This window comes from Nocardioides sp. P4_G10, assembly GCF_056401175.1.
The window spans coordinates 39,240-65,009 of the sequence record NZ_JBFUJV010000018.1; the positions used below are offsets into that span (position 1 = coordinate 39,240).

26 protein-coding genes are annotated in these 25,770 nt (G+C 72.0%); 15 read left to right on the forward strand and 11 right to left on the reverse strand.

The features are described 5' to 3' along the window. Positions 1–18: 18 nt before the first annotated feature. From purB to AC1DP1_RS17440, 4 genes are read right to left on the reverse strand one after another with little or no spacing between them, the layout of a single operon-like run. Complete coding sequence (purB, locus tag AC1DP1_RS17425; RefSeq protein ID WP_477507893.1) at positions 19–1,437, reverse strand: adenylosuccinate lyase; 1,419 nt, start codon at positions 1,435–1,437, stop codon at positions 19–21. Between the two features lie 3 nt (positions 1,438–1,440). Continuing rightward, the gene (locus AC1DP1_RS17430) at positions 1,441–1,986 is read right to left on the reverse strand and encodes a ribonuclease FAU-1 family protein (RefSeq protein ID WP_477507894.1); all 546 of its coding nucleotides are present in this window, start codon (positions 1,984–1,986) and stop codon (positions 1,441–1,443) included. Continuing rightward, a complete protein-coding gene (gene purD, locus AC1DP1_RS17435; RefSeq protein WP_477507895.1) occupies positions 1,979–3,247 on the reverse strand; it encodes a phosphoribosylamine--glycine ligase in 1,269 nt (422 codons plus the stop codon). Before purD ends, AC1DP1_RS17430 begins: the two co-directional genes overlap by 8 nt. Beyond that, positions 3,244–4,527 (reverse strand): adenylosuccinate synthase, encoded by a 1,284-nt coding sequence (locus AC1DP1_RS17440; RefSeq protein ID WP_457189680.1) that lies wholly within the window; start codon positions 4,525–4,527, stop codon positions 3,244–3,246. The genes purD and AC1DP1_RS17440 overlap by 4 nt, the downstream gene beginning before the upstream one ends. A 124-nt stretch (positions 4,528–4,651) precedes the next feature. Between AC1DP1_RS17440 and AC1DP1_RS17445 the strand changes: the two genes are divergently transcribed. Next, on the forward strand, positions 4,652–5,566 hold the full coding sequence (locus AC1DP1_RS17445; protein ID WP_477507896.1) for a diacylglycerol/lipid kinase family protein: 915 nt from the start codon (positions 4,652–4,654) through the stop codon (positions 5,564–5,566). Between the two features lie 63 nt (positions 5,567–5,629). On the opposite strand, the gene AC1DP1_RS17450 is transcribed toward AC1DP1_RS17445, so the two are convergent. Then, on the reverse strand, positions 5,630–6,619 hold the full coding sequence (locus tag AC1DP1_RS17450; protein ID WP_477507897.1) for a helix-turn-helix transcriptional regulator: 990 nt from the start codon (positions 6,617–6,619) through the stop codon (positions 5,630–5,632). Between the two features lie 174 nt (positions 6,620–6,793). Between AC1DP1_RS17450 and lysS the strand changes: the two genes are divergently transcribed. Then, positions 6,794–8,518 (forward strand): lysine--tRNA ligase, encoded by a 1,725-nt coding sequence (gene lysS, locus AC1DP1_RS17455; RefSeq protein ID WP_477507898.1) that lies wholly within the window; start codon positions 6,794–6,796, stop codon positions 8,516–8,518. Between the two features lie 13 nt (positions 8,519–8,531). Here lysS and AC1DP1_RS17460 read toward each other — a convergent pair whose 3' ends face one another. Then, positions 8,532–8,996 carry an acyl-CoA thioesterase gene (locus AC1DP1_RS17460; RefSeq protein WP_477507899.1) on the reverse strand — a complete coding sequence of 155 codons (465 nt, stop codon included), beginning with the start codon at positions 8,994–8,996 and terminating at the stop codon, positions 8,532–8,534. A gap of 37 nt (positions 8,997–9,033) precedes the next feature. Here AC1DP1_RS17460 and AC1DP1_RS17465 point away from each other — a divergent pair, with 37 nt between their 5' ends. The 4 genes from AC1DP1_RS17465 (at position 9,034) to AC1DP1_RS17480 (ending at position 13,220) form a co-directional block, all read left to right on the forward strand. Then, positions 9,034–9,459, forward strand: a complete 426-nt coding sequence (locus tag AC1DP1_RS17465; protein WP_477507900.1) for a DUF3151 domain-containing protein — start codon at positions 9,034–9,036, stop codon at positions 9,457–9,459. 91 nt (positions 9,460–9,550) lie between these two features. Then, complete coding sequence (locus tag AC1DP1_RS17470) at positions 9,551–9,835, forward strand: DUF3311 domain-containing protein (RefSeq protein ID WP_477507901.1); 285 nt, start codon at positions 9,551–9,553, stop codon at positions 9,833–9,835. Next, the gene (gene mctP, locus AC1DP1_RS17475; protein WP_477507902.1) at positions 9,832–11,562 is read left to right on the forward strand and encodes a monocarboxylate uptake permease MctP; all 1,731 of its coding nucleotides are present in this window, start codon (positions 9,832–9,834) and stop codon (positions 11,560–11,562) included. Before AC1DP1_RS17470 ends, mctP begins: the two co-directional genes overlap by 4 nt. A gap of 131 nt (positions 11,563–11,693) precedes the next feature. Beyond that, the gene (locus AC1DP1_RS17480) at positions 11,694–13,220 is read left to right on the forward strand and encodes a DHA2 family efflux MFS transporter permease subunit (protein ID WP_477507903.1); all 1,527 of its coding nucleotides are present in this window, start codon (positions 11,694–11,696) and stop codon (positions 13,218–13,220) included. A 103-nt stretch (positions 13,221–13,323) separates the two neighbouring features. Here AC1DP1_RS17480 and fbaA read toward each other — a convergent pair whose 3' ends face one another. After that, positions 13,324–14,358 carry a class II fructose-bisphosphate aldolase gene (fbaA, locus tag AC1DP1_RS17485; protein ID WP_477507904.1) on the reverse strand — a complete coding sequence of 345 codons (1,035 nt, stop codon included), beginning with the start codon at positions 14,356–14,358 and terminating at the stop codon, positions 13,324–13,326. 168 nt (positions 14,359–14,526) lie between these two features. Here fbaA and AC1DP1_RS17490 point away from each other — a divergent pair, with 168 nt between their 5' ends. From AC1DP1_RS17490 to AC1DP1_RS17500, 3 genes are all read left to right on the forward strand, one after another. Then, positions 14,527–15,450, forward strand: a complete 924-nt coding sequence (locus tag AC1DP1_RS17490) for a hypothetical protein (protein WP_477507905.1) — start codon at positions 14,527–14,529, stop codon at positions 15,448–15,450. After that, the gene (locus tag AC1DP1_RS17495) at positions 15,447–15,938 is read left to right on the forward strand and encodes a SigE family RNA polymerase sigma factor (protein WP_457189701.1); all 492 of its coding nucleotides are present in this window, start codon (positions 15,447–15,449) and stop codon (positions 15,936–15,938) included. The genes AC1DP1_RS17490 and AC1DP1_RS17495 overlap by 4 nt, the downstream gene beginning before the upstream one ends. Positions 15,939–16,011: 73 nt before the next feature. After that, positions 16,012–16,761 (forward strand): septum formation family protein, encoded by a 750-nt coding sequence (locus tag AC1DP1_RS17500; RefSeq protein ID WP_477507906.1) that lies wholly within the window; start codon positions 16,012–16,014, stop codon positions 16,759–16,761. A 76-nt stretch (positions 16,762–16,837) separates the two neighbouring features. On the opposite strand, the gene AC1DP1_RS17505 is transcribed toward AC1DP1_RS17500, so the two are convergent. After that, on the reverse strand, positions 16,838–17,527 hold the full coding sequence (locus tag AC1DP1_RS17505) for a TrmH family RNA methyltransferase (RefSeq protein ID WP_477507907.1): 690 nt from the start codon (positions 17,525–17,527) through the stop codon (positions 16,838–16,840). A 62-nt stretch (positions 17,528–17,589) separates the two neighbouring features. Here AC1DP1_RS17505 and AC1DP1_RS17510 point away from each other — a divergent pair, with 62 nt between their 5' ends. Continuing rightward, entirely contained in the window at positions 17,590–18,348 is a 759-nt protein-coding gene (locus AC1DP1_RS17510; protein WP_477507908.1) for a DedA family protein, read from the forward strand. 25 nt (positions 18,349–18,373) lie between these two features. On the opposite strand, the gene pyrE is transcribed toward AC1DP1_RS17510, so the two are convergent. Then, positions 18,374–18,904 (reverse strand): orotate phosphoribosyltransferase, encoded by a 531-nt coding sequence (gene pyrE / locus AC1DP1_RS17515; RefSeq protein WP_477507909.1) that lies wholly within the window; start codon positions 18,902–18,904, stop codon positions 18,374–18,376. Positions 18,905–18,958: 54 nt separating this feature from the next. Between pyrE and AC1DP1_RS17520 the strand changes: the two genes are divergently transcribed. Beyond that, positions 18,959–20,143: a pyridoxal phosphate-dependent aminotransferase gene (locus tag AC1DP1_RS17520; RefSeq protein WP_477507910.1), complete on the forward strand. Its 1,185-nt coding sequence runs from the start codon at positions 18,959–18,961 to the stop codon at positions 20,141–20,143. Positions 20,144–20,146: 3 nt separating this feature from the next. On the opposite strand, the gene AC1DP1_RS17525 is transcribed toward AC1DP1_RS17520, so the two are convergent. Further along, a complete protein-coding gene (locus AC1DP1_RS17525) occupies positions 20,147–20,956 on the reverse strand; it encodes a hypothetical protein (protein ID WP_477507911.1) in 810 nt (269 codons plus the stop codon). A 61-nt stretch (positions 20,957–21,017) separates the two neighbouring features. After that, positions 21,018–22,217, reverse strand: coding sequence for a hypothetical protein (locus AC1DP1_RS17530; protein WP_477507912.1), 1,200 nt, complete (start codon positions 22,215–22,217; stop codon positions 21,018–21,020). Positions 22,218–22,372: 155 nt separating this feature from the next. On the opposite strand from AC1DP1_RS17530, the gene AC1DP1_RS17535 reads away from it, so the two are divergent. The 4 genes from AC1DP1_RS17535 to AC1DP1_RS17550 all read left to right on the forward strand — a co-directional run bounded on the left by AC1DP1_RS17535 (position 22,373) and on the right by AC1DP1_RS17550 (position 25,750). Next, complete coding sequence (locus AC1DP1_RS17535) at positions 22,373–23,278, forward strand: ABC transporter ATP-binding protein (protein WP_457189717.1); 906 nt, start codon at positions 22,373–22,375, stop codon at positions 23,276–23,278. Then, positions 23,275–24,123, forward strand: coding sequence for an ABC-2 transporter permease (locus AC1DP1_RS17540; protein WP_477507913.1), 849 nt, complete (start codon positions 23,275–23,277; stop codon positions 24,121–24,123). The genes AC1DP1_RS17535 and AC1DP1_RS17540 overlap by 4 nt, the downstream gene beginning before the upstream one ends. A 149-nt stretch (positions 24,124–24,272) precedes the next feature. Further along, entirely contained in the window at positions 24,273–24,815 is a 543-nt protein-coding gene (locus AC1DP1_RS17545) for a cysteine hydrolase family protein (protein ID WP_477507914.1), read from the forward strand. 5 nt (positions 24,816–24,820) lie between these two features. Beyond that, entirely contained in the window at positions 24,821–25,750 is a 930-nt protein-coding gene (locus tag AC1DP1_RS17550) for a PfkB family carbohydrate kinase (protein ID WP_477507937.1), read from the forward strand. The last annotated feature ends 20 nt before the right edge of the window (positions 25,751–25,770 follow it).

Sequence of the window (25,770 nt, forward strand, 5' to 3'; positions counted from 1 at the left end):
GCGGAGGTCGCCGCCCGGTCAGAGGATCGCGCCGGGCGAGTACGCCGCTGCGGCAGGGTGGGCGGCCGCGAGGGCCTCGATCCGGGCGACGACCGCGCGGGTCTGGGCCACGGCAGCGCCGGTGAACTCGATCGGGTCGGCGACGAGCGCGTCGATCTGCTCGCGGGTCAGGCCCAGCCGCTCGTCGGCGGCCAGCTTGGCGAAGACGTCGTTGTCGGCCTGGCCGGCGCGCATCGCGAGCGCGGTGCCCACGGCGGCCTCCTTGATCGCCTCGTGGGCGGCCTCGCGGCCGACGCCGTTGCGGACGGCCGCCATCAGCACCTTCGTCGTGGTGAGGAACGGGAGGTAGCGGTCGAGCTCGCGCTGGATGACCGCCGGGAACGCGCCGAACTCGTCGAGCACGGTGAGGAAGGTCTGGAAGAGCCCGTCGGTGGCGAAGAACGCGTCGGGCAGCGCGACGCGGCGTACGACGGAGCAGGAGACGTCGCCCTCGTTCCACTGGTCGCCGGCGAGCTCACTGACCATCGAGAGGTGGCCGCGGACGATGACGGCGAGGCCGTTGACCCGCTCGCACGAGCGGGTGTTCATCTTGTGGGGCATCGCGGACGAGCCGACCTGGCCCTCCTTGAACCCCTCCGTCACCAGCTCGTGTCCGGCCATCAGCCGCACGGTGGTGGCGAGGTTGGACGGGCCGCTGACCAGCTGCACCAGCGCGGAGACGACCTCGAAGTCGAGCGAGCGGGGGTAGACCTGGCCCACGCTCGTCAGCACCTGCTCGAAGCCCAGGTGTCGGGCGACCCGCTCCTCGAGCTCGTCGAGGCGCGAGGCGTCGCCGTCGAGCAGGTCGAGCATGTCCTGGGCGGTGCCCATCGGCCCCTTGATGCCGCGCAGCGGGTAGCGGGCGAGGAGCTCCTCGATCCGCTGGACGGCGATCAGCATCTCGTCGGCGACGGTCGCGAAGCGCTTGCCGAGCGTCGTGGCCTGCGCGGCCACGTTGTGCGAGCGACCGGCCATCACGGTGGCCTCGTGCTCGGCGGCGAGCCGGCCCAGGCGGACCAGGGTGGCGACGGCGCGGTCGCGCACCACCTCGAGCGAGCGGCGCAGCTGCAGCTGCTCGACGTTCTCGGTGAGGTCGCGCGAGGTCATCCCCTTGTGGATGTGCTCGTGCCCGGCAAGAGCGGAGAACTCCTCGATGCGCGCCTTCACGTCGTGGCGGGTGACGCGCTCGCGCGCGGCGATCGAGTCGAGGTCAACCTTGGCGACGACCGCCTCGTAGGCCTCGACGACGCCGTCGGGAACCGCGATGCCGAGGTCGCGCTGGGCCCTGAGCACAGCGATCCAGAGCTGCCGCTCGAGGACGATCTTGTGCTCGGGCGACCAGATCTCGGCGAGATCAGCACCGGCGTAACGGGTGGCCAGGACGTTGGGGACGCTCACGGCTCAGATCATCCCATCAGCGGGCGCCCAGCCGTCCCACGGTGCCCACCAGCGGTCGCCGCGATCGAGCAGGTCCGCGACCTCGGCGGCGGCGGCGAGCGTCGCCAGCAGCTCGTCGTGGGTGATGCGCCCGGACGCCAGGCTGGGGGCGAGGTCCTGCACGTCCTTCCACCGCCACGCGCCGTCGGGCGCGATCACGATGTCGAGCTGGAGGTCGTTGACCGCGACGCCGTCGGCGGTGCGCACGACGGGCGTCTCGAAGTTGACGTACCAGGAGAGCAGGCCGGAGGCGTCGAAGAACTTCCACACCGAGTACCAGTCACCACTCCGGCGCAGCTTGAGCACGGTCGTGCCGGTCCAGGCCTCGAGGTGCCCCCACGGGTGCGGCACCGGGTGCGGCGGGAAGACCATCGGGGTGCCGTCGACCTGGACCGTGGCGAGCACCGTCCCGTCGTCGCCGACGACACGCTCGTCCCACGACGCCCACTCGGCGTCGTGCAGCACCTCGCGGACGCGCACGTCGGACCCGCACGCGAAGGGGTCAGCCACGGGACGCGGCGCCCTCGACCACACCGAGCGGCTCGGCCGCGATGTCGCGGCGCCACTGGGCGCCCGGGAAGCTGACGCTCGAGATGCCCTCGTACGCCTTGGCGCGGGCGTCGGCGACGTCCGACCCGGTCGCCCGGACGGCGAGCACCCGGCCGCCGGCGGTCACCAGCCCGGCGTCGGTCCGCGCGGTGCCGGCGTGGACCACGTCGACGTCGTCCTCGACGGCAAGCGTCTCGGTGCCGACGATGACGTCGCCCGTGCTGGAGCCCTCGGGGTAGCCGGCGCTGGCCATCACGACCGAGACCGATGCGCCGTCTGCGAACGTCGGCGCCGGGACGGCCGCGAGGTCGCCGTCGGCGGCCGCGCGCAGCAGTGTGCCGAGCGGGGAGGTCAGCAGGGCGAGCACGGGCTGCACGTCGGGGTCGCCGAAGCGGCAGTTGAACTCGATGACCTTCGGGCCGGCTGCGGTCAGCGCGAGCCCGACGTACAGGCAGCCCACGAACGGCGCACCGCGCTGCTGCATCTCCGCCAGCGTCGGCGCGACGACGTCGGCCATCACGGTGTCGACGATGCCGTCGGGCAGCCAGGTCAGCGGGGCGTACGAGCCCATGCCGCCCGTGTTGGGCCCGCGGCCGCCGTCGAAGATGCGCTTGAAGTCCTGCGCCGGCAGCAGCGGTCGCCCGACGGTGCCGTCGCAGACGACGAAGAGGGAGAACTCCGGTCCGTCGAGGAACTCCTCGACGACGACCCGCCCGCACCCGGCCGCGTGGGCCAGCGCCTCGTCGCGGTCGGTGGTGACGACGACGCCCTTGCCCGCGGCGAGCGCGTCGTCCTTGACGACGTAGGGGGCCCCGAACGCGTCGAGCGCCGCGGCGACCTCGTCGGGCGTCGCGCAGGTGTGGGAGCCGGCGGTCGGCACGCCGGCGGCGGCCATGACCTCCTTGGAGAAGGCCTTGGACCCCTCGAGCCGGGCCGCGTCACCGGAGGGACCGAACACCGCGACCCCGGCCGCGCGCACCGCGTCGGCGACACCGGCGACGAGCGGGGCCTCGGGCCCGATGACCACCAGGTCTGCCCCGATCGAGGTGGCGAGCGCGGCGACGGCCGGGCCGTCCATCGGGTCGACGGGGTGCAGGGTGGCGACCTCTCCGATGCCGGGGTTGCCGGGCGCGGCGTGCACCTCGGTGACCGCCGGGTCGGCGGCGAGGGCGAGCGCGAGGGCGTGCTCGCGGCCGCCGGTCCCGACGACGAGGGTCCTCACCCGTGCACCACCACGGTCTGCTCGCGACCCGGTCCGACCCCGACGCCCCAGATCTTCGCGCCCGACATCTCCTCGAGCGCCTGGACGTAGACCTGGGCGTTCTTGGGGAGCTCGTCGAAGGAGCGGCAGCCGGAGATGTCGCTGTTCCAGCCGTCGAAGTACTCGTAGACCGGCCTGGCGTGGTGGAACTCGGTCTGCGTCATCGGCATCTCCTCGACCCGCTGCCCGTCGATCTCGTAGGCCACGCAGACCGGGATCCGGTCCCAGGAGCCGAGGATGTCGAGCTTGGTGAGGAAGAACTCGGTGAGGCCGTTGACCCGGCTCGCGTAGCGCGCGACGACGGCGTCGTACCAGCCGCAGCGGCGGGTGCGTCCGGTGGAGACGCCGATCTCGCCGCCGAGCGTCTGCAGCTGGATCCCGTCCTCGTCGAAGAGCTCGGTCGGGAACGGGCCGGAGCCGACCCGGGTCGTGTAGGCCTTGATCACGCCGATCACCCGGTCGATGCGGGTGGGGCCGATGCCCGCGCCGACGCAGACACCGCCGGCGACCGGGTTGGAGGACGTGACGAACGGGTACGTGCCGTGGTCGACGTCGAGCATCGTGGCCTGGGCGCCCTCGAACAGCACTGTCTGGCCGGCGTCGAGCGCCTGGTTGAGCAGCAGCGAGGTGTCGCACACCATGGGCTGGAGCCGGTCGGCGTAGGAGAGCAGCTCCTCGACGACCGCGTCGACCTCGATGGCGCGCCGGTTGTAGACCTTCGTCAGCAGGTGGTTGCGCACGTCGAGCGCGGCATCGATCTTCTCCCGCAGGATCTTCTCGTCGAAGAGGTCGGCGATCCGGACGCCGACGCGGTTGATCTTGTCGGCGTAGGCCGGGCCGATGCCGCGGCCCGTGGTGCCGATCTGGTTCTTGCCGAGGAAGCGCTCGGTGACCTTGTCGATGGTGGCGTGGTAGCTCGCGATGACGTGGGCGTTGGCGCTCACCTTCAGGTCGGCCACCTCCACCCCGCGGGCGAGGAGCCCGTCGAGCTCGCGGAACAGCGCCTCCGGGGACACCACCACGCCGTTGGCGATCACCGAGGTGGCACCGGGCGTGAGGATGCCGCTCGGCAGCAGGTGGGTGGCGTACTTCTCACCGTCGATCACGATGGTGTGGCCGGCGTTGTGGCCGCCGCTGGTGCGGACCACGAAGTCGATCGGGTCCGTGGTGGCCAGCAGGTCGGTGGCCTTGCCCTTGCCCTCGTCGCCCCACTGGGCTCCGAGCACGACGATCGCGGGCATCTCAGCCCTCCCTCTGTCATTCGGCAGAAACGGTCGGTGCAGGAAAAATGCAGGAGCCCCGGCACAAGGCACCGGGGCTCTTGCGACGCCACGCTATCGCACAGGGGTCGGCTAGGGTCCGGACGTGCGCTCCCTGCTGGTCATCACCAATGCCGACGCCGGCACCTCCGACGAGGAGCGGCTCGCCGAGGCCCTCGTCGTCCTCCGAGAGAAGGCCTCCGTCGAGGTCGCCAAGACCTCCAACCCCGGCGAGCTCGACGGCGTGCTCCACCGCGCCGGCGGTCGTACGGTCGTCGTGGCCGGCGGCGACGGCAGCCTGCACGCGGTCGTGACGGCCCTGCACAAGCGCCGCGAGCTCGACCAGACGACCCTCGCCCTCCTGCCGATGGGCACCGGCAACGACTTCGCCCGCGGCAACGACATCCCGCTCGAGATCGAGGACGCGGCCCGGCTCGTGCTGGCGGGCGAGCCCCGCAAGGTCGACCTCATCGTCGACGAGACCGGCAACGTCGTGGCCAACAACGTGCACGTCGGGGTCGGCGCGCAGGCCAGCCGCAAGGGCGCGAAGTGGAAGACCCGGCTGGGGGCCGTCGGAGTCGGCAAGGTCAACCTGGGCAAGCTCGGCTACCCCATCGGGGCCCTCCTGTCCGCGTTCCACCCGCCCAGCTGGCGCCTGCGCGTCGAGCTCGACGGCGAGGTCGTCAACGACGTCGACCGGCCGGTGCTGATGGTCGCCATCGGCAACGGCGGCAACGTCGGCGGCGGCACCGAGCTCAACCCCGACGCCGACACCGAGGACGGGCTGCTCGACGTGATGATCAGCCGCGCCGTGAAGCCGAGCGCCAAGCTCGGCTACGTCATGCGGCTGCGCAAGGGCGAGCACGACCAGCGCGACGACGTCGTCACCCTGCGCGGTACGTCGGTGAAGGTGAGCGGCGACGAGTTCTGGCTGTCGGCCGACGGCGAGATCTCCGGGCCCGAGCGCAGCCGCAGCTGGCGCCTCGAGCGGGCGGCATACACGATGATCCTGCCGCGCTGACCTCACGCTGACCTCACGCTGACCTCACGCTGACCTGACGCTGCTCCGCCGAGCCGCCCGCGGTCAGAGCCAGCCGCGCCGGACCGCCTCGACGCCCGCCTGGAAGCGGGTGTCCACGCCGAGCTCGGTCATCAGGGCCGCGATGCGGCGCCGGACGGTGCGCAGGCCGATGCCCAGGTTGCGAGCGATGACCTCGTCGGTCGTCCCGGCCATCAGCTGCTCGAGCAGGAACTGCCGTCCGTCGGGGCTCACCCGGCCGGCCTCGAGCTCGGGCATCGGCGCGGCCCGGTCCCACAGCGACTCGAACCACATCGTCAGGGCCGCGACGATCGAGCGCTGGCGCACGTGCACACGCGGTTCGTCGGTGAAGCCGATGGGCTCGGGGATCACGGCGTGGGTGTCACCGAAGATGAACAACCGGGTGCGCACCTCCGAGATGATCCGCACCTGCTCCCCCAGCCCGGCGCGCACGCGCAGCGCCTCGGGCGCCTCGGTCAGCGCGCGGGCGGGGTAGATCGCCCGGGAGCGCCGTCCCGTCGCCATCGCCTCGGCGAGCAGCTCGCTGACCTGTGACTCGCGCGGCATCGCCCAGGCGTCGGGGCGCAGCCACAGCATGTCGCCGCGGCTGGTGCGCAGCATCAGCTGCAGGAGCTCCAGCGGGTTGCCGCCCGAGCTCAGCTCGCCGTCGAGGGGATGGACCTCGGTGACGTGGCGCGGGTCGGGGCGCGTGGTCGAGGCCACGAGGTGCGGCACCGCGCTCGACAGCTCGGCCAGCATCGCCGCCGACGACGCCGCCGACCGCGCCTGGCGCAGCACGAGCTCGGAGACCGCCTCGGCCAGCGCCGGGACCACGATCCGGTCCTCGGACACCACCACCAGGCCGCGCTCGAGCAGCGGGGCGAGGCTGCGCATCAGCTGGTCGGGCCGCTGCTGCACCAGCTGCGCGACCCCGGTGACGGTGTGACCGGACACGGGGGCCAGGCGGAAGTAGAGCTGTTCGGTCCGCCGGTCGAGGCCGAGGGCCGCGAGGACGGAGGACGGGTCACCGGGCATGGTGGCAGTTTAGTGCCACCGGCACTCAGGATCCGCGTGGCAGCGAACGGCCAGTCGATACTGTCTGCGCCGGTCGCCGCGGGGGTGTGCGGCTGGCCGCTCCTCGGAGCACGGCGTCGGAGCCGCCACGGGGGTCGGCTCCGGCGCCCATCGGCGTCCCCTAGCCTTGCCCGCATGGCGCGAGGACGGCAGGGGCAGGGCGATCCGGTCGACTGGGTGACGCGGGCGGCGGACGACGCCGTACGCCACGCGGGCGAGGGCAACCTGGTGACGGTCGCGTCCGGTGCCTCCCCGAGCGGGCCCATCCACCTGGGCAACCTGCGCGAGTTCATCACCCCGCACTTCGTGGCCGAGGAGCTGCGACGCCGCGGCGTGCCGGTCCGCCACCTCCACTCGTGGGACGACTTCGACCGGTTCCGCAAGGTGCCGGCCGGCGTGCCCGCCGAGTGGGCCGACCACATCGGGCGACCGCTCACCGCCGTGCCCGACCCGTGGGAGTGCCACACCAGCTGGGCCGAGCACTTCAAGGCGCCGCTGCAGGACGCGCTGCGCGAGCTCGGCGTCGAGATGGAGGAGATCTCCCAGACGCAGATGTACACCTCCGGCGCCTACCGCGAGCAGGTCCTCGAGTCCGTCGCCCGCCGCGACGAGATCGAGGCGGTGCTCGCCAAGCACCGCACCAAGAAGGTCGCCCCCGCCGAGGACGCATCCGAGCAGGAGGCCGCCGACCTCGCGGACTCGGTCGCCAACGAGGACGACGAGGAGGGGGACCCGTCCGCGACCTCCACCGCCGACGCGATCGCCCGCTTCCCCTACCGCCCCTACTGCCGCCAGTGCGGGCGCGACACCGTCACCACGACGGCGTACGACGACGCCACCACGACGCTGACCTACACCTGCTCCTCGTGCGGCTTCGAGGGCACGACCAACCTGTCCACCGACAACGACGGCAAGCTCGTGTGGAAGGTCGACTGGCCGATGCGGTGGGCCTACGAGAAGGTCAACTTCGAGCCCGCCGGTCGCGACCACATGACCCCCGGCTCGTCCTACACCGTCGGCACCGAGATCGTGTCGTCGATCTTCGACTGGCGCGCCCCGGCCCGGGTCATCTACGCGTTTGTCGGCTTCGCCGGCGTGCAGAAGATGTCGTCGTCGGCGGGCGGCGTGCCGACGGCCACCGACGCGCTCCGCATCCTCGAGGCGCCGATGCTGCGCTGGCTCTACGTCCGCCGCGCTCCCACGCAGGCCTTCGACATCGACTTCGGCGCCTCCGTCGTGCGGCTGTACGACGAGTGGGACGCGCTCGGTCGCAAGGCCGCCGACCCGGCCAAGTCCGACGTCGCGACGCTGGCCTGGCACCGCGCCTCCGAGACGGCGTCCACCGGCCGGCTCCCCTCCCCCGCGGTGCCGGTCCCGTTCCGGACGCTGTCGTCGGTCGCCGACGTGACAGCGGGATCGGCCGACCTCATCTCGCGGATCATCGAGTCCTCGGGCTTCCCGCACGACTCGGTCGCCGACCTCGAGCCCCGGCTGACCAAGGCGATGCAGTGGACGGCCGAGCACGTGCCCGCCGACGAGCGCACCACCGTGCGCGAGACGCCGGACACCGAGCGCCTGTCCTCGCTCAACGAGGACGAGGAGCTGTGGCTTCGGATCTTCCTCGACCGGCTTCCCGACGACGGCGACCTCGACGCCGTCACGTCGGTCGTCTACGGGGTGCCCAAGGTCGCGCGCGGCCTCGGCCTCGACGACGCCCCCACCGACCAGGTGAAGGCGGACCAGAAGGACTTCTTCCGGCTGCTCTACCACCTGCTGGTCGACGCCGACCGCGGCCCCCGCCTGCCCACCCTGGTGCTGGCGCTCGGCCCGGCGAAGGTGCGGCAGCTGCTCGGCGCCTGAGCCGTGTGCCAGTTCAGCGGCGGAAGCCGACGGGGTCGCCGAGGTAGTGCTCGAGGTCGGCGCGCACGGCGTCGCTGATCGTCCACGCAGCCTGGGCACGGTGGTCCCACAGCACGTTGACGCACTCCCAGACCGCGGCCGGGCCAACACCCGTCTCGACCCGGAGCTCGGCGGCCACGGTGAAGGACGAACGGCCGATCCGCGAGACCCACAGCGAGGCCAGGAACGGCTGGTAGGGCACGAACCGCATCTCGGAGTGGTACTCGATCGTCTGCGAGGCGACCAGCTCGGACACGCCCGGGTCGGTGCCGTGCAGCAGCCCGGTCGCACCGGCGGGAAGGCCCGGGAGGAAGGCGAACCGGAGGAACTCGTAGCGCGCCTCGTCGAGCACCCGGACCGCCTCGACGTTGTCCACGTGACCGGCGAGGTTGATGTCGCGGTAGCGCGCCTGGATCTCGGTCGTGAAGGTCTGGCCCATGGGGCAAGTCTGTCCGACACCCGCCTAGGGTTGGCCCATGACCTCCGGTTTCAACGGCGGCGACCTGATGGCCGGTCCCCCGCCCACCCACCTGCCCGCCGACCCCGCCGACGCCGAGCTCGCCGGGGGTGACGCCCCCGCGACCGTCGTACGCAGGCGCCCGGACTCCCCGGCCGCCTGGGCAGCCCTGGCGCAGCAGGCGCAGGACGCGGGGGCCGACGACGTGACCGTCTACGCCTACGCCCGTGTCGGCTACCACCGCTCGCTCGACCGGCTGCGCCGCAACGGCTGGAAGGGCAACGGCCCGGTGCCGTGGGAGCACGAGCCCAACCGTGGCTTCCTGCGCTCGCTCGCGCTCCTCGCCCTCGCCGCCCGGGCGATCGGCGAGACCGACGAGTGGGAGCGGTGCTCGACCTTCCTCCGCGACTCGAGCCCGGCTGCGGCCGACGCGCTGCTGGGCTGACGCCTGACCGCTCGTCGCGCCAGACCGACCGCTGGTCGCGCCACCCCGAAGGGGGGGTGACGGTCGTCACCGCGCGAGTAAGGTCGCGCGGGTGAATTCCGGGAACACACCACCCAAGTCGCGCCCCGAAGAGGGCGTCCCCCCGACCGACAAGGGCAAGATGGCGCTCGCCGCCGTCCTGCTCGCGATCCCCATCATCGCGCTCCTGTGGGTGCCGTCCTACAGCAAGGACGCGCCGGAGCTGTGGGGCTTCCCGTTCTTCTTCTGGTACCAGTTCCTCTGGGTCTTCATCTGCTCCGCCCTCACCTTCGCGGCCTACCGCCTCACGCTCTCGGCCCGCGGGCTGACCTCCCACAAGGTGGGTGAGGACCGATGACACCCCACGTCATACCCGAGGTCACCCTCATGGCCGCCGACACGAGCGGCGTCAACGGCGTCGCGCTCGCGGTGCTGATCGTCCTGTTCCTGATCGTGACGGTGGCCGGCTTCATGGCCAGCCGCTTCATGCGCGCCGACTCCATGGAGTCCCTCGACGAGTGGGGCCTGGGCGGCCGCAAGTTCGGCACGTGGATCACGTGGTTCCTGCTCGGCGGCGACCTCTACACCGCCTACACGTTCGTCGCGGTGCCTGCGGCGATGTTCACGACCGGCGCGGTGGCGGGCTTCTTCGCGGTGCCCTACACGATCGTGCTCTACCCGATCATCTTCATCTTCATGGCGCGACTGTGGTCGGTGAGCCACCGGCACGGCTACGTCACGACCGCCGACTTCGTCCGGGGCAGGTACGACGACCGCGGGCTGTCTCTCGCTGTCGCGATCACCGGCTTCGTGGCCACCATGCCCTACATCGCGCTGCAGCTCGTCGGCATCCAGGCGGTCCTCGAGGTGGCCGGCCTCGGCGGCGGCGACAGCATCATCGCCAAGGACGCGCCCCTCTTCATCGCCTTCGCGCTCCTCGCGGCCTACACGTACTCCAGCGGCCTCCGGGCGCCGGCGGTCATCGCGTTCGTCAAGGACATCCTCATCTACCTCGTCATCATCGTGGCGATCGTCTACCTGCCCGGCCAGGTCGGCGGCTGGGACGCCATCTTCGGCGCCGCGCAGGACAAGATGGCGACCACCAACGAGGTCACCGGCAAGCCGACGGGGGCCTTCATCCCGGGTGCCGGCCAGTACTGGGCGTACGCCACCCTCGCCCTCGGGTCGGCGATGGCGCTGTTCATGTACCCGCACTCCGTGACGGCCTCGCTGTCGTCCAACTCGCGCAACACGATCCGCCGCAACGCGGCCATCCTGCCGGCGTACTCCTTCGTGCTCGGACTGCTGGCGCTGCTCGGCTGGGTCGCGATCGCGGCGGGCACGCAGCCCATCGGGCTCGACGGCGAGCCCAACGCGCAACTGGTGATCCCGCAGCTGTTCGAGGACATGTTCCCGTCGTGGTTCGCGGGCGTGGCCTTCGCCGCCATCGCGATCGGCGCCCTGGTGCCGGCCGCGATCATGTCGATCGCCGCGGCCAACACGTTCAGCCGCAACATCTACAAGGAGTGGCTGAACAAGGACGCGACGCCGGCGCAGGAGGCCAAGGTCTCCAAGCTGATGTCGCTGCTGGTGAAGGCGTTCGCGCTGATCTTCGTGCTCACGCTCGACAAGCAGAACGCGATCAACTTCCAGCTCCTCGGCGGCATCTGGATCCTGCAGACGTTCCCGGCCGTGGTGTTCAGCCTCTTCACCCGCTGGTTCCACCGCTACGCCCTGCTCGTGGGCTGGGCGGCCGGCATGGTCTACGGCACGATCGAGGCCTACCAGGTGATCAACCCGGTGACCGGCAAGCACTTCGGCGGCTCGCTCGGGATGATGCCGGGCATCGGCGAGATGGGCTACATCGCGATCACTGCGTTCACCATCAACGTCGTGCTCGCGATCGTCCTCAGTGCCGTGCTCAACGCGATGAAGGTGTCCAACGGGCGCGACGAGACCATCGCGTTCGACTACTTCGCCGACGCCGACGACCCGCGCGTGCAGAAGGACCTCGCCGAGCACGACACGCACGACGACCCCTACGGCGACCCGGACGACATCCGGGGCAACGCGGGGGCGCGCTAGCGGCGTACGCCACCACCGCCGTCACGCGAGCGGTGCGTGAGGGGGCGTCCGGAGACGGCTCCTCCTCGCGCACCGCTCGTGGTGCGTCGCGGCACGGAATCGATGTCGGCCCGCGGGTGTTCACTTGGATCGTGACCGCACCGACTCGGACCGAGGCGCCCATCGACGAGACCAACGCCTGGCCGGCCCTGTGGGCGCTGTGCATCGGCTTCTTCATGATCCTGGTCGACACCACCATCGTCAGCGTGGCCACCCCGGCCATCATCGAGAACCTGCAGGCCGGGGTGAACGAGGTCGTCTGGGTGACCAGCGCCTACCTCCTGGCCTACGCCGTCCCGGTGCTGATCACCGGCCGGCTCGGCGACCGCTACGGCCCGAAGAACCTCTACCTCGTCGGGCTGACGGTCTTCACCCTCGCCTCGCTGGCGTGCGGCCTGACCACCACGATCGAGGGGCTGATCGCCGCCCGCGTCGCACAGGGACTCGGCGCGTCGATGATGACCCCGCAGACGATGTCGGTGATCACCCGCATCTTCCCGATCGAGCGTCGCGGCTCCGCGATGGCGCTGTGGGGAGCCGTCGCCGGCGTCGCCACGCTCGTCGGCCCGATCCTCGGCGGCGTGCTGGTCGACACCCTGGGCTGGGAGTGGATCTTCTTCGTCAACGTGCCGGTCGGCGTCATCGCGTTCGTCCTGGCCTGGCGGCTCGTGCCGAGCCTCGAGACGAGTCGGCACCGCTTCGACTGGCTCGGCGTCGCGCTCAGCGGGGTCGGCATGTTCCTGCTCGTCTTCGGCATCCAGGAGGGCGAGCAGTACGACTGGTCGACCATCACCGGGCCGATCACCGTGTGGCGCCTCATCGTGGGCGGCGTCGTGGTGCTCGCCGCCTTCGTGTGGTGGCAGCACCGCAACCGCAACGAGCCGCTCGTGCCGCTCAGCCTGTTCGCCGACCGCAACTTCTCGGTGTCCAACCTCGCGATCACGACCGTCTCGTTCGCCTTCACCGCGATGGGCTTCCCGCTGATGCTGTGGGCCCAGCTCGTCCGCGGCTACTCCCCCACCGAGGCCGGCCTCGTGCTGGCGCCGATGGCGATCGTGTCGATCCTCGCCGCGCCGCTGGCCGGGCGGCTGACCGACCGGGTCCACCCGCGCGTGCTCACCCTCGGCGGCTTCGTCGCGCTCGGCGTCGCGCTGCTGGTGCTCAGCCTCGTGCTGGCGCCCGACACCCCGCTGTGGCAGCTCGTGGTGGTGTTCTCCCTCATGGGCCTCGGCAGCTCGTTCCTCTGGGGCCCCCTCGCCACCACCGCCAACCGCAACCTCGCCCCGCAGCGCGCCGGCGCCGGGTCCGGGGTCTACAACGCGACGCGCCAGGTCGGCGCCGTGCTCGGGTCGGCCGCGATCGCCGTGCTCATCGACGCCCGCCTGGTCGCCAACGGGCTGACCTTCTCGCCGTCCGAGGGAGCGGCGGGCGGCGGCGCGCTGCCCGCGCAGGTGGCCGCGCCCTTCACCGACGCGATGGCGCAGTCACTGCTCCTGCTGCCCGCCRTGCTGCTCCTCGGCCTCGTCGCGGTGCTGTTCTTCGAGCGGCCGCGCCACTTCGCCGCCCGCCCGGACGCGCGCGAGGAGGCACCGGTCGCCGCGGCCGGACCCGCCGCCTGAGCGGGTCGTCGTACGTCTTGCTCGCGCCGTACACGCAGACGAGCGGTGCGTGAGCCACCTTTCCCGACGTGGGAATGTGGCTCACGCACCGCTCATCGGAGGATCAGCCGCCCAGTGACGTCCCGGCGGAGCGGAGGTTCTGGCAGGCCTCGACGATGCGCTCGGCCATGCCGGCCTCGCCGGCCTTGCCCCAGGCGCGGGGGTCGTACTGCTTCTTGTTGCCGACCTCGCCGTCGACCTTCAGCACGCCGTCGTAGTTGGCGAACATGTGCGCCGCGACGGGGCGGGTGAAGGCGTACTGGGTGTCGGTGTCGACGTTCATCTTCACCACGCCGAAGTCGACGGCGTCGCTGATCTCCTGCGCGGTCGAGCCCGAGCCGCCGTGGAAGACGAGGTCGAAGGGGCGCGCGTCGGAGCCGAGGCCGAGCTCCGCGGCGGCGGCCTCCTGCGCGGACTTGAGGATCTCGGGGCGCAGCTTGACGTTGCCGGGCTTGTAGACGCCGTGCACGTTGCCGAAGGTCAGGGCGGTCATGTAGCGACCGCGCTCACCGGCGCCGAGCGCCTTGATCGTGGCGATGGCGTCCTCGGGGGTGGTGTAGAGCTGGTCGTTGATCTCGTTGGCGACGCCGTCCTCCTCGCCGCCGACGACGCCGACCTCGATCTCGAGGACGATGTTGGCCGCGGCGCACTTGGCGAGCAGCTCCTCGGCGATCTGGAGGTTCTCGTCGAGGGGCACGGCCGAGCCGTCCCACATGTGCGACTGGAACAGCGGCGCCTCGCCGCGGGCCACGCGCTCGGCGGAGATGTCGAGCAGCGGGCGGACGAAGCCGTCGAGCTTGCCCTGGGGGCAGTGGTCGGTGTGGAGCGCGATGTTGACCGGGTAGTTCTTCGCGACCTCGGCGGCGTAGGCCGCGAACGCGACGGAGCCGGTGACCATGTCCTTCACCGACGGGCCGGACAGGTACTCCGCGCCGCCGGTCGAGACCTGGATGATGCCGTCGGAACCGGCGTCGGCGAAGCCCTTGAGCGCGGCGTTGAGGGTCTGGGAGGACGACACGTTGATGGCCGGGTAGGCGAAGGACTTCTCCTTCGCGGCGTCCAGCATCTGTGCGTACATCTCGGGAGTGGCGATGGGCATCTGGAGATCTCCTCTGAAGCGGTCAGGCAGGCGCTCACAACCCTAGTGGCTACCCGCGAGTCCGCCCCGGGCCGACCGGTCGTCTCACCACCTGACCGGCGGGTGACAACCGGCGCCGCCTCCGGTCCGTCTCCCCGGGTGGAACACTCACCCGCGGGGGGACGCAGCATGAGCACCGACATCGACTGGCAGCACGAGCTCGACAGCTCGTTCGGCACGGGCAACGACGTGGAGGTTGCCCGCTACATCGCGGCGGGACGCACGGCCGTACGCCGACGGCGCGCGACCGCGGTCGTCCTCGCCGCCGCCGTGGTGATCGGGGGAGGCACCGCGTGGGCGTCCGGCCAGGGCTCGGCGGTGCGGGGCGACGCCCCCGTCGCGACCCAGGGCTCGGACAGCCAGCAGGAGGTCACCGAGCCCGACGGCGTCTCGGAACGGCTGGACAAGCGGATGAAGAAGCTCGATCGGATGAGGCGGCAGGCCGAGAAGCCCATTTTCCTCGGCGAGCCCGCGACCCTCGACGCCGACGGCCTGGTGCTCGCCCCCGGAGCCGGGCCGGTGCTCGAGCGAGTCGAGAACCCGATGGGCTACACCGCGGCACAGGGCCAGTCCCTGGGCATCCGGGTGAAGTTCGAGGGGCGGGAGAAGTACTCACTCCTGACCAGGGAACCCGACGGAGGGACCTCGATGGGCACGAACGACGCCACCGGGGACTTCGCCGGGTGGCTCGAGGGGCGGGTCGAGAGCCAGCGCACCCTGGACGTCGCCAACGGGGTCGTCGACGGGCCACCCGCCGCCCCCGAGACCGATCCGAGCAACTGGCTCCGCCTGCAGGGCGACAGCAGTGTGGTCGGAGCCAAGGGCGTGGTGGTGCTCGAGGTCGACGCCGACCCCGACCTGGGCGACTTCGCGCTGGGCGCCGACCGGACCGGCGCCGTGCGCGTGCTGGTGGACGAGCGGGCCAGGTTCGCGGCCTACCGCGTGATCAACGGTGAGCTCGAGGTGGTTGCGGCGCCAGGGTCCTTCGACTCCATGACCGCGTTCCTCAGCTGGGCGCGCCAGCAGAACTCCTCCGGCGAGGGCATGCGATGAGGGGCACCGACCGCGACGCGGCCTTCAGCGAGTTCGTCGCCGCCCGGCAGGCCCACCTGCGCCGGATCGCGTACGCCCTGTGCGGCGACTGGCACAAGGCCGACGACCTGCTCCAGACCTCGCTCACCAAGCTCTACGTCGCGTGGCCGCGCATCCGGCAGCAGGGCGGCGAGGAGGCCTACTGCCGGCAGATCATGGTGCGCGCCAACATCGACGAGTCCCGCCGGCCGTGGCGTCGCGAACGGCCCACCGACGACCTGCCCGACCACGGCGCACCCGAGCCGACGCCCGTCGAGGAGCGGTCGGCGCTCTTCGACGCACTCCAGGCGCTGCCGGAGCAGCAGCGCAAGGTGGTCGTGCTGCGCCACTGGCTCGGGTTGTCCGTGCGGGAGACAGCGAACGAGCTCGGCATCAACGAGGGCACCGTCAAGAGCCACAGCAGCCGAGGACTGGCCGCCCTGGAGGCGGTGCTGGCACCCCAGCGCTGAGGAGGTCTGGGGGGTGGTGTCTGCACCCTCCCGGGGCTGGCGTTCCCCCCTCGTCAGGCCTAGGTTGACGTACATGCCACGCCGCCCCGGTCCCAGCGCCGCCGTCCTCGTCGGGATGCTGGCCGCTGCCGTCGGGACGGGCGCCGCGACCGCGCGTGCCGCCGACCCGATGGTGGGCGCCCCGGTCGTCGGCCAGTGCCACGACACGAGCCCCGACGAGCTGGCCGCGGTGTCGTACGACGAGGCGCCGATCGACTGCGCGACCACCCACACCGCGACGACGATCGCGGTGGCGGAGCTGCCCGAGGGGCTCGGCCTCGCCGGTGGGCGGCTGGAGCGGTTCGCTCTCGAGACCTGCTTCGCCGCTCAGCGCACGGCGCTCGGCACCACCGCGCCCGGCGTCCGGCTGACGGCGTACGACCTCGGCTGGTTCGTCCCGACCGTCGAGCAGCAGGCCGCCGGAGCCCGATGGGTCCGCTGCGACCTCGTGCTCGGCGACGCCCGCGAGCTCCGGCCGCTCCCCGCCGACGTGCGCATCGGCAAGGGCCGGGCCGACGCGTCCGTGGCGCGGTGCCTCGCCGGCCGGGCTGCGCGCGTCACCACCTGCACGCAGCCGCACACCTTCCGGGCCACGTCGGCACGGCGCGTCGACGGCAGCCGCTACCCGGCACGAAGGGCCCGCGACCGCATCGGCGCCGACCGCTGCCGCAGGGCCGTCTCGACGCTGTCCTACCGCTTCGGCTGGCCGGCGAAGGCCGCCTGGAAGGCCGCCTGGAAGGCCGGGGACCGCACGCTGGTCTGCTACTCGAGGACCACCGGCTAGACCTTGGGAGGAGCCGGGTCCGGGGTGCCGTGGGGACATCCCGGGCCCGGTCGGGGTGCCCGGATGCGGGCGGGCCTCAGCCGCGCCAGGCGTCGTCGCCGGTCAGGTCGGCGTGCTCGCGCACCCAGCTGTGCATCGCGATCGCCGCGGCCGAGCTGGCGTTGATCGAGCGGGTCGAGCCGAACTGCGCGATCGAGAAGGTGCCGTCGCAGACCTCCCGCGCCGACTCCGACAGCCCCGGTCCCTCCTGGCCGAAGAGGAAGCACACCCGTCGCGGCAGGTGCATCGTCTCGAGGTGGAGCGACCCGGGCAGGTTGTCGATGCCGAGCAGCCGCACCGGCCCGCCCTCCGCGGCCGGGACGGCGTGGAGGTACGACGCCAGGCTGGCGGCGTCCGGGTGGTGCCGCACGTGCTGGTAGCGGTCGGTCACCATCGCTCCGCGGCGGTTCCACCGGCGGTTGCCGACGATGTGCACCTCGGCGGCGAGGAAGGCGTTGGCGGTGCGCACGATCGTGCCGATGTTGAAGTCGTGCTGCCAGTTCTCGATCGCGACGTGGAAGCCGTGCCGGCGGGTGTCGAGATCGGCGACGATCGCCGCCATCGTCCAGTAGCGGTAGCGGTCCACCACGTTGCGGCGGTCACCCTCGCGCAGCAGGTCGGGGTCCCACTGCTCGCCCTCGGGCCACGGCCCCTCCCACGGACCCACTCCCACCTCGGGCGGGCCGTGCGGCATCGGGTCGTACGGCGCCCGCTCCTCGTCCTGCATGGCAGCACCCTAGGCAGCCGCGGCGAAGCGCGGAGGCGGGGCGTCCGCGGTTAGGGTTGCGTGTGAGCACGTTGTGGGACCTGCAGTCCATCCTGACCTCGGGCGTCCAGCCGATGCTCCTCGGCATCGACTGGATGGACCCCAACTGGCTGCTCGACCGGTTCGGCACGGCGCTGTTCTGGATCAGCCTGCTGATCGTCTTCGTCGAGTGCGGGCTGTTCTTCCCGATCCTGCCCGGCGACACGCTCCTGTTCGCGATCGGCCTCTTCATCGCCACCGGCCAGCTCGACCTGTTCCCCGGTCCTCCCTTCGTCGAGCTGCTCATCGCGATGGCGGCGCTGATCGTCGCCGCGTTCCTCGGCAACGTCGTCGGCTACGAGATCGGGCGCAAGATCGGGCAGCCGCTCTACGAGCGCGACGGCCGCATCATCAAGCGCAAGTACTTCGACCAGACGACCGCGTTCTTCGACCGCCATGGCAACAAGGCGCTCGTCATCGGCCGCTTCGTCCCGTTCGTGCGGACCTACATCACGGTGGTGGCCGGGGTGACCCGGATGGAGCGGCACCGGTTCTTCCTGTGGAGCCTGGTCGGCGCGGTGATGTGGGTGTCGTCGATCTGCCTGCTCGGCTTCTTCCTGGGCGACGCGTTCCCGACGCTCGGCGAGAGCATCGACAAGCTGATCGTCGTGATCCTGGCGTTCTCGGTGATCCCGATCATCATCGAGTGGTTGCGCCACAAGCGCACCCACTCCGCCGGTGCCGAGATCGGCCCGCAGGACGGTGGGCCCGACCGCGACATCATGGGCCGCGACGTCGACTGAGCCTGTCCAGCCCCGGGAGGCGACCTCAGCCGCGAGCGGCGTCGAGGTCGGCCCGGGTCAGCACCGACCGGACCTCGAGACCGACGTCATCCAGCGGGTCCTCGCCGTCGGCCGAACGGTCGATCGCGCAGACCACGACCTCGACGGTCGCGCCGAGCTCCCGCAGCGCACGCGTGGCGTCGCGGACCGCGCCGCCCGTGGTGATCACGTCCTCGATGATCGTGACCCGCCGACCGGCGACGTCCGGGCCCTCGGCGAGCTTGGCGGTGCCGTACTCCTTGGCCTTCTTGCGCACGAAGAGGGCCGGCAGCCCCGTCTTCGCCGACACCATGGTCGCGATCGGGATGCCGCCGAGCTCGAGGCCGCCGAGCAGCTCGGTCCCCTCCGGGAGCAGGTCGACCATCTGGGCGGCCACGCGGTCGAGCAGGGCCGGCTGCGCCTCGAAGAGGTACTTGTCGAAGTAGGTGTCGGCCACCTGCCCCGAGCGGAGGGTGAACTCCCCCGTGAGACGGCAGGTCGCGTCGATGTCAGCGGCGAGGGTCGCGTCGGTGGTCACGGCACCGACCCTAGTGGGGCCCGACCGCCCGGTCGCGCTGGGTAGCGTGGGCCCGTGCCCACCGCGAAGCCTCTCGCCGCCCGCCTGGCCCACATCCCGCCGACCGTCTTCAGCGAGATGTCGGCGCTGGCCCTGCGGACCGGCGCGATCAACCTCGGTCAGGGCTTCCCCGACGTGGACGGGCCCGCTTCGGTGGTCGCGGCGGCGGAGGCCGCGCTCGAGGCCGGGGCCAACCAGTACGCCCCCGGCATCGGCGTACCCGCCCTGCGCGCCGCCATCTCGCGGCACCAGCACCGCCACTACGGGCTCGAGCCCGACCCCGACCGCGAGGTCGTCGTCACGACCGGGTGCACCGAGGCGGTCGCCGCGGCGCTGCTCGCGCTGGTCGACCCGGGTGACGAGGTCGTCGTGCTCGAGCCCTACTACGACTCCTACGTCGCGATGCTCGACATGTGCGGTGCCCGCCGGCGACCCGTGACGCTGCGGGCGCCCGACTTCCGCCCGGACCTCGACGAGCTGCGGGCCGCGGTCAACGACGACACCCGGCTGATCCTGCTCAACACGCCCCACAACCCCACCGGCACCGTCCTGACCCGCGACGAGCTCCAGGTCGTCGCCGACCTAGCGATCGAGCACGACGTCATCGTGGTGACCGACGAGGTCTACGAGCACCTGGTCTTCGACGACGCCCGCTCGGCCGAGGGCCACGTCCCGATCGCGACCCTGCCGGGGATGTGGGAGCGCACCCTGACGCTGTCGAGCGCCGGCAAGTCCTACAGCTTCACCGGCTGGAAGGTCGGCTGGGCCACCGGCCCGGCGCCGCTCGTCCAGGCCGTCCTCGCGGCCAAGCAGTGGCTCACCTTCACCTCCGGCTCCCCGCTCCAGCCCGCCGTCGCGCACGCGCTGGACCACGAGCCCGACTGGCCCCGCGAGCTCGCCCGCGACCTGCAGGGCCGCCGCGACCTGCTCTGCGACGGGCTCACCGCCGCCGGGCTGGTGCCACGCGTGCCGGAGGGCACCTACTTCGCGACGACCGACATCAGCCACCTCGGCTGGCCCGACGGACGCGCGTTCTGCCTCGCGCTGCCCGAGGTCGCCGGCGTCGTCGCGATCCCCACCCAGGGGTTCTACGACGACCGGGAGGCCGGTCGCCAGCTGGTGCGGTGGGCGTTCTGCAAGGAGCGCGACGTGATCGGCGAGGGCGTACGACGACTCGCCGCCGCCGACCTGTCGCGCTGAGGGTCAGCGCCCCGGGTAGTCCCGCGGCGGGTGCTCGGAGCCGTCCTCGTCGCTCGGCCGCGGCTGGCCGTACGGGTTGTCCTGGCTACCCGGGCTGTCCTGGCCGTAGGGGTTGTCCTGGCCGTAGGGGTTGTCCTGGCCGTAGGGCGTGCTGCTCGGCGGCGGCGGGTACTGCGGCGACGGCTGCTGGCCGGGCTGCGCGGCGTACTGGTTGCCGTAGGGGTCGCCCGACTGGCCCGGGTAGCCCGGATAGGCGCCGGCACCGGACGACGACGACAGGCCCTTGAACCAGTCGCCCGCGCCGCCGACGAAGAGCAGCACGATCACGGCGATCGCGGCGATCAGCGTGACGGCGGAGACACCACTCGTCACGCCGAGCAGCGAGAACAACGCCACGACGGCGCTGGAGATGACGAGCAGGATCCGCGCGACGTTGGAGCGCCGCATGACGAGGACCGCCAGCACGATGGCGATGATCGCCCACACCACCAAGGCCAGGATCACGGCGACCAGCACGCCCACGGCGGCGTCGGCGTCGATGTTGGCGTCCTGGAACTCGGGGACGCGCTCCATCTCGGTGATCACCTGGTCGCGGGCGATGAACAGGCCGAGCGCGGTGAACCCGAACAGCGCCGCGGTGATGGCGGAGAAGACGATGGTGATCCAGGCGGCGGCGGTCACGGTGCCGGGACGCCGGTCGCCAGCAGGCTGCTGGCCATAGGGCTGCTGGCCGTAGGGCGACTGCTGTCCGTAGGGGTCCTGGCCGTAGGGGTCCTGGCCGTAAGGCTGCTGCATCGGTCCTGGATTGCTCATGCGCCTATCTCATCACGTCGGCGGTTGGCGCCGCCGTCACCGAGCGGGAGGAGGACGAGGGTCAGCGCGGGTCGAGCTGGAACCAGCGCCGTACCTCGACGCGGCGCAGGCACACGACGGTCGCCACGGCGGCCGCGGCCGGCAGCAGGACGATCGGGGTGTTGAGCACGAGGGCGAGGCAGGCACCGGCACTGAAGGCGGCGCTGACCATCAGGCCGCGGCGGGCCCACTCGCGGCGGGCCATCGCGAAGCCGGCCAGCACCAGCGCCATGACGCACCACACGACGAACACGCCGGCGAGCGCGAACACGGTCGTGCGCACCTGCTCGAGGCTCAGGCCGTCGTCGAGCAGCTCGGGCTGCTGCTGCTCCATGACGCTGCGCAGGAAGTCCGGGGAGAAGCCCGCGATCGCCAGCCACAGGAGCGAGAGACCGAGCAGGCCGCCGGCGGTGACGACCGTGATGACGAACGCGGCGACCATCGCGCCCGGCCGGGCCTGGAGCAGCTGACGGCGCTGCCAGTCCGGCGCGGGGTGGGCGGCGGCGTACGGCGCCGGGGCGGACTGGTGCTGGTCGGGTCGGGATGGGTAGGCCTGGCCGTACGGCGACTCGGCGGGCCCGCCGACGGGGTGCTGCTGGGCGGGCGGCCCGGGCTCGCCGAACGGCCGGCTGGCCGGCGGCGGGACGGACGGCGAGGTGTCGGACGGGGTCGAGGGAGGAGTGGACGGCGCGTCGTTGCCGGCAGGCGGCCGGCCCCACGGGTCGGCCTGTCCGGACGAGTCGCGGTCGGCGCGCCCGGCGTCCCTGGCCGGGGCCGGGTCGGGCGGGGTCCAGCTACCGGTGGCGAACCACTCGCGGGCGGGCTGCATCCAGAGCATCGCCGCACCGGCGGCGACGAACGAGCCGGCCAGGCCTCCGGCCGGGATGCCGGTGACGAAGACGACGACCGCGAACAGGGTCAGGGCCAGGCGCGAGGAGCGGTCTGGCTTGCGGACGTACCAGCCGAGGATCGCGGTCGCGCACGCGCAGGCCGCGGCGACCATGCACGAGACCCGCAGCAGCTCGGTCGTGCTCGACACGGTGAGCCCGAGCGAGGAGAACGGCGCGTCGGCGAGGACGTCGCGGATGGCGTCCTGCGTCTCGAGCGAGCGGAGCGAGGTGACCCGCTCCCACGCGGTCAGGAGCACCACCACCGAGGAGAACATGATGATGCCCGAGGCCAGGCTGACCTGGGGCGGACGCTGCTTGGTGGGCTGGCTCACCGGGCCATTGTCCCAAGTCGCGCCCAACTCCCCCCATCCGCACCCCGGGCCCCGATGCTGGCCCTCCATGCGGGGTTTCTCAGGGTCGTCCTCAGGGGCCGGCGGGGTGCKGTCCCCGATGTGCCGGATGCCCCTGCGCGGCGAGGGTTGTACCCATGATCAGCGTCGAGAACCTCACCAAGCAGTACGGCCAGTTCACAGCCGTCGACAACGTCTCCTTCACGGCCGCGACCGGTCGGGTGACCGGCTTCCTCGGCCCCAACGGCGCCGGCAAGTCCACCACCATGCGCATCATGGTCGGCCTCACCCGGCCCAGCACCGGCCAGGTCACCATCACCGGCCGCGACTACCGCGAGCTCGTCAACCCCGGCCTCGAGGTCGGCGTCCTGCTGGACGCCTCCGCGCAGCACGCCGGGCGCACCGGCCGCGAGATCCTCGCGATCGCCGCGCAGACCATGGGCCTGCCGAAGTCCCGGGTCACCGAGACCCTCGCCCGCGTCGGGCTCACCGCCGACGAGGCCGAGCGCCGGGTCCGCAACTACTCCCTCGGCATGCGCCAGCGCCTCGGCATCGCGACCGCCCTCATCGGCGATCCGCGCGTGCTGATCCTCGACGAGCCCGCCAACGGCCTCGACCCGGCCGGCATCCGCTGGATGCGCGACCTGCTCCGCGGCTTCGCCGACCAGGGCGGCACCGTGCTGCTGTCCTCGCACCTGCTCCACGAGATCGAGGTGATCGCCGACGACATCGTCGTGATCGGCCAGGGCCGCATCGTGGCCCAGGGCAGCAAGGCCGAGCTCCTCGCCGCGGCCGGCACCCTCGTCCGCACCGCGGACCCCTCCCAGCAGGACCACCTCGCCCGTGCCCTGCACGAGGCGTCGGTCGTCACCACCCCCATCGACGGCGGCCTGCGCGCCGACGCCGACCCCGAGCTCGTGGGCGAGACGGCACACCGTGCCGGCGTCGTCCTGCGAGAGCTGCGCGCCGCCGACGGCGCCGGCCTGGAGGAGATGTTCCTCGAGCTCACCGCCGAGACCGCTCGTGAAGGAGCAGCAGCATGACCACCCAGACCCGACCCGCACCCAGGGAGGCCACCCCGGTCCCCGCCGTCACCACCACGTCCGCACCCGTGGCGTCCGCCGCGCCCCGCGTCGTACGCCCCATCCCCATGACGCGCCTGGTCGGCGTGGAGCTGCGCAAGATGTTCGACACCCGCGCGGGCTTCTGGCTGATGGCGAGCGTCGGCATCGTGGCCGTCCTCGCGACCGCCGCGGTGATCCTGTGGGCGCCCGACTCCGCGATCGACCAGGAGACGTTCTCCAGCGCGATCGGTTTCCCCCTGTCCGTGATCCTGCCCATCATCGGCCTGCTGTCGGTGACCAGTGAGTACAGCCAACGGACCGGCCTGACGACCTACACGCTGGTCCCCTGGCGGGGCAGGGTGATCACGGCCAAGATGATCGTCACCCTCGCCATCGGTGTCGCCTCGATGTTCCTCGCCCTGGCCGTCGGCGCGATCGGCAACCTGGTCGGCTCGGCGATCACCGGCCTCGACCCGGTCTGGAACGTCACCGTCACGGAGTTCGGGCAGATCGTGCTCGCCAACGTCCTGGGCATGCTCATCGGCTTCACCCTCGGAGTCCTGCTGCGCAGCTCGGCCGCAGCGATCGTGGGTTACTTCGTCTACTCGCTCGTCCTGCCCGCCGCCCTCGGAGCGCTTGCCTCCTTCCAGGAGTGGTTCCGCGACCTACAGCCGTGGGTCGACGTCAACTACGCCACCACCCGCCTCTTCGACAGCTCGATGACGACGGAGTACTGGCAGCAGCTGGCCGTCACGACGCTCGTGTGGCTCTGGATACCGCTGGCCATCGGCCTGCGCGCGATCCTGCGTGCCGAGGTGAAGTAGATCCCCTCTACTCACCTCGTGCCCATCAGCGGCTGCCGGTCGGGGGACCGGCGGCCGCTGGTGTCTGTGCGGGGACCAGGTCGAGTGCGCAAGCGGTAGTAGTCGCCACGTCGCCGCGCACTCGACTCGCTCTCTGACAGGCTGAGGCCATGCACCCCGACGCCTGGCTGGTCGTCATCGACCCGCAGCGGATCTTCGCCTCCCCGGACAGCGAGTGGGGGTCGCCGATGTTCCCCGACATCGTGGAGCCCGTACGACGACTCGCCTCCGCCGCGGGCGAGCGCACCGTGGTCACGCGCTGGGTGCCCGACCGTGACCCACAGGGCAGCTGGCGGGCCTACCTCGATGCCTGGCCCTTCGCCGACGTGCCCCACGACGACCCGCTGCTCGACCTCGTGCCCGAGATGCAGGGGCTGACGGAGACGGTGGTGTCGCTGCCGACCTTCGGCAAGTGGGGCCCGGAGCTGGCGGCGGTCACCGGGCCGCTCCCCCACCTGGTGCTGGCCGGGGTGAGCACCGACTGCTGCGTCGTCTCGACGGCGCTGGCGGCGGCCGACGCCGGAGCGACCATCACCCTCGTCACCGACGCGTGCGCCGGCTCGACACCGGAGAACCACGCGGCGGCGATGAAGGTGATGGCCCTGTACCCGCCACAGATCACGCTGGCCACGACGGAAGAAGTGCTCGGTTGAGCCGGGTGATCCACACCGGCCAGGCCCTGGTCGACGTGGTCGTCGAGGTCCCCGACCTGCCCGATCGCGGGCAGAACGTGATGGCCGCCTCCGCGACTGACTACGCGGGCGGCACGGTCACCGTGCTGCTGGCGGCGGCCCGGTTCGGTGCGGAGTGCGTGCAGGCCGGTGCCATCGGCACCGGGCCCCACGGCGACCTGATCCGCGCAGCACTCACCGCCGCCGGGATCGGGGTGTCGGCCCCTCCGGTCGAGGGCCTCGACACCGGCATCTGCGTCGTGATGGTCGAGCCGAGCGCCGAGCGCACCTTCGTCACCACGCTGGGGGCCGAGCGGCGGATCAGCGTCGAGTCGCTCGACACCTCCGCGCCGGGCCCGGGTGACCTGGTCTGCGTCACCGGCTTCTCGCTCGCCCTCGACAGCACCCGCGACCCGCTGCTCGCGTGGCTGCCGACGCTTCACCGCGACGTGGTCGTGGTGCTCGACCCCGGCGCCGCCTTCGCTGGCCTCGAGACGGACGTCCGGGCGGCCATGCTCGAGGTGACCGACGTGTGGTCGAGCAACGCCGAGGAGGCCGAGGACCTCCTCCGCGCCGTCGGCCAGGGCGCGCCAGACGACCTTGCGGCACTGACCACCGCGATCGCCCCGATGCTCCGCGGCGACGCGGTCGCGATCGTCCGCGACGGGCCGGAGGGCTGTGCCGTCCACGTCGCCGGCACGACGACGTACGTCCCCGGCTTCCCGCAGACGCCCGTCGACACCAACGGTGCCGGCGACACCCACACCGGCGCGCTGCTGGCCGAGGTGGCCGCGGGCACGCCGTGGGTGGAGGGCTGTCGTCGGGCCAACGCGGCCGCCGCCATCAAGGTGACCCGTCGCGGACCGGAGTCGGCGCCGACGGCCGCCGAGGTGGACGCCTTCCTGGCCGGACGCTGAGGAAAGCCGGCACGAACGGG

What these genes read in the sequence shown, in the direction of transcription:
- AC1DP1_RS17440 (WP_457189680.1), bottom strand. Translation starts at nt 4,527, where the DNA reads ATGCCCGCGATCGTCGTGCTCGGAGCCCAGTGGGGCGACGAGGGCAAG.
- AC1DP1_RS17450 (WP_477507897.1), bottom strand. Translation starts at nt 6,619, where the DNA reads ATGCCCGGTGACCCGTCCTCCGTCCTCGCGGCCCTCGGCCTCGACCGG.
- lysS (WP_477507898.1), top strand. Translation starts at nt 6,794, where the DNA reads ATGGCGCGAGGACGGCAGGGGCAGGGCGATCCGGTCGACTGGGTGACG.
- AC1DP1_RS17460 (WP_477507899.1), bottom strand. Translation starts at nt 8,996, where the DNA reads ATGGGCCAGACCTTCACGACCGAGATCCAGGCGCGCTACCGCGACATC.
- AC1DP1_RS17465 (WP_477507900.1), top strand. Translation starts at nt 9,034, where the DNA reads ATGACCTCCGGTTTCAACGGCGGCGACCTGATGGCCGGTCCCCCGCCC.
- mctP (WP_477507902.1), top strand. Translation starts at nt 9,832, where the DNA reads ATGACACCCCACGTCATACCCGAGGTCACCCTCATGGCCGCCGACACG.
- fbaA (WP_477507904.1), bottom strand. Translation starts at nt 14,358, where the DNA reads ATGCCCATCGCCACTCCCGAGATGTACGCACAGATGCTGGACGCCGCG.
- AC1DP1_RS17490 (WP_477507905.1), top strand. Translation starts at nt 14,527, where the DNA reads ATGAGCACCGACATCGACTGGCAGCACGAGCTCGACAGCTCGTTCGGC.
- AC1DP1_RS17495 (WP_457189701.1), top strand. Translation starts at nt 15,447, where the DNA reads ATGAGGGGCACCGACCGCGACGCGGCCTTCAGCGAGTTCGTCGCCGCC.
- AC1DP1_RS17500 (WP_477507906.1), top strand. Translation starts at nt 16,012, where the DNA reads ATGCCACGCCGCCCCGGTCCCAGCGCCGCCGTCCTCGTCGGGATGCTG.
- AC1DP1_RS17505 (WP_477507907.1), bottom strand. Translation starts at nt 17,527, where the DNA reads ATGCAGGACGAGGAGCGGGCGCCGTACGACCCGATGCCGCACGGCCCG.
- AC1DP1_RS17525 (WP_477507911.1), bottom strand. Translation starts at nt 20,956, where the DNA reads ATGAGCAATCCAGGACCGATGCAGCAGCCTTACGGCCAGGACCCCTAC.
- AC1DP1_RS17535 (WP_457189717.1), top strand. Translation starts at nt 22,373, where the DNA reads ATGATCAGCGTCGAGAACCTCACCAAGCAGTACGGCCAGTTCACAGCC.
- AC1DP1_RS17540 (WP_477507913.1), top strand. Translation starts at nt 23,275, where the DNA reads ATGACCACCCAGACCCGACCCGCACCCAGGGAGGCCACCCCGGTCCCC.
- AC1DP1_RS17545 (WP_477507914.1), top strand. Translation starts at nt 24,273, where the DNA reads ATGCACCCCGACGCCTGGCTGGTCGTCATCGACCCGCAGCGGATCTTC.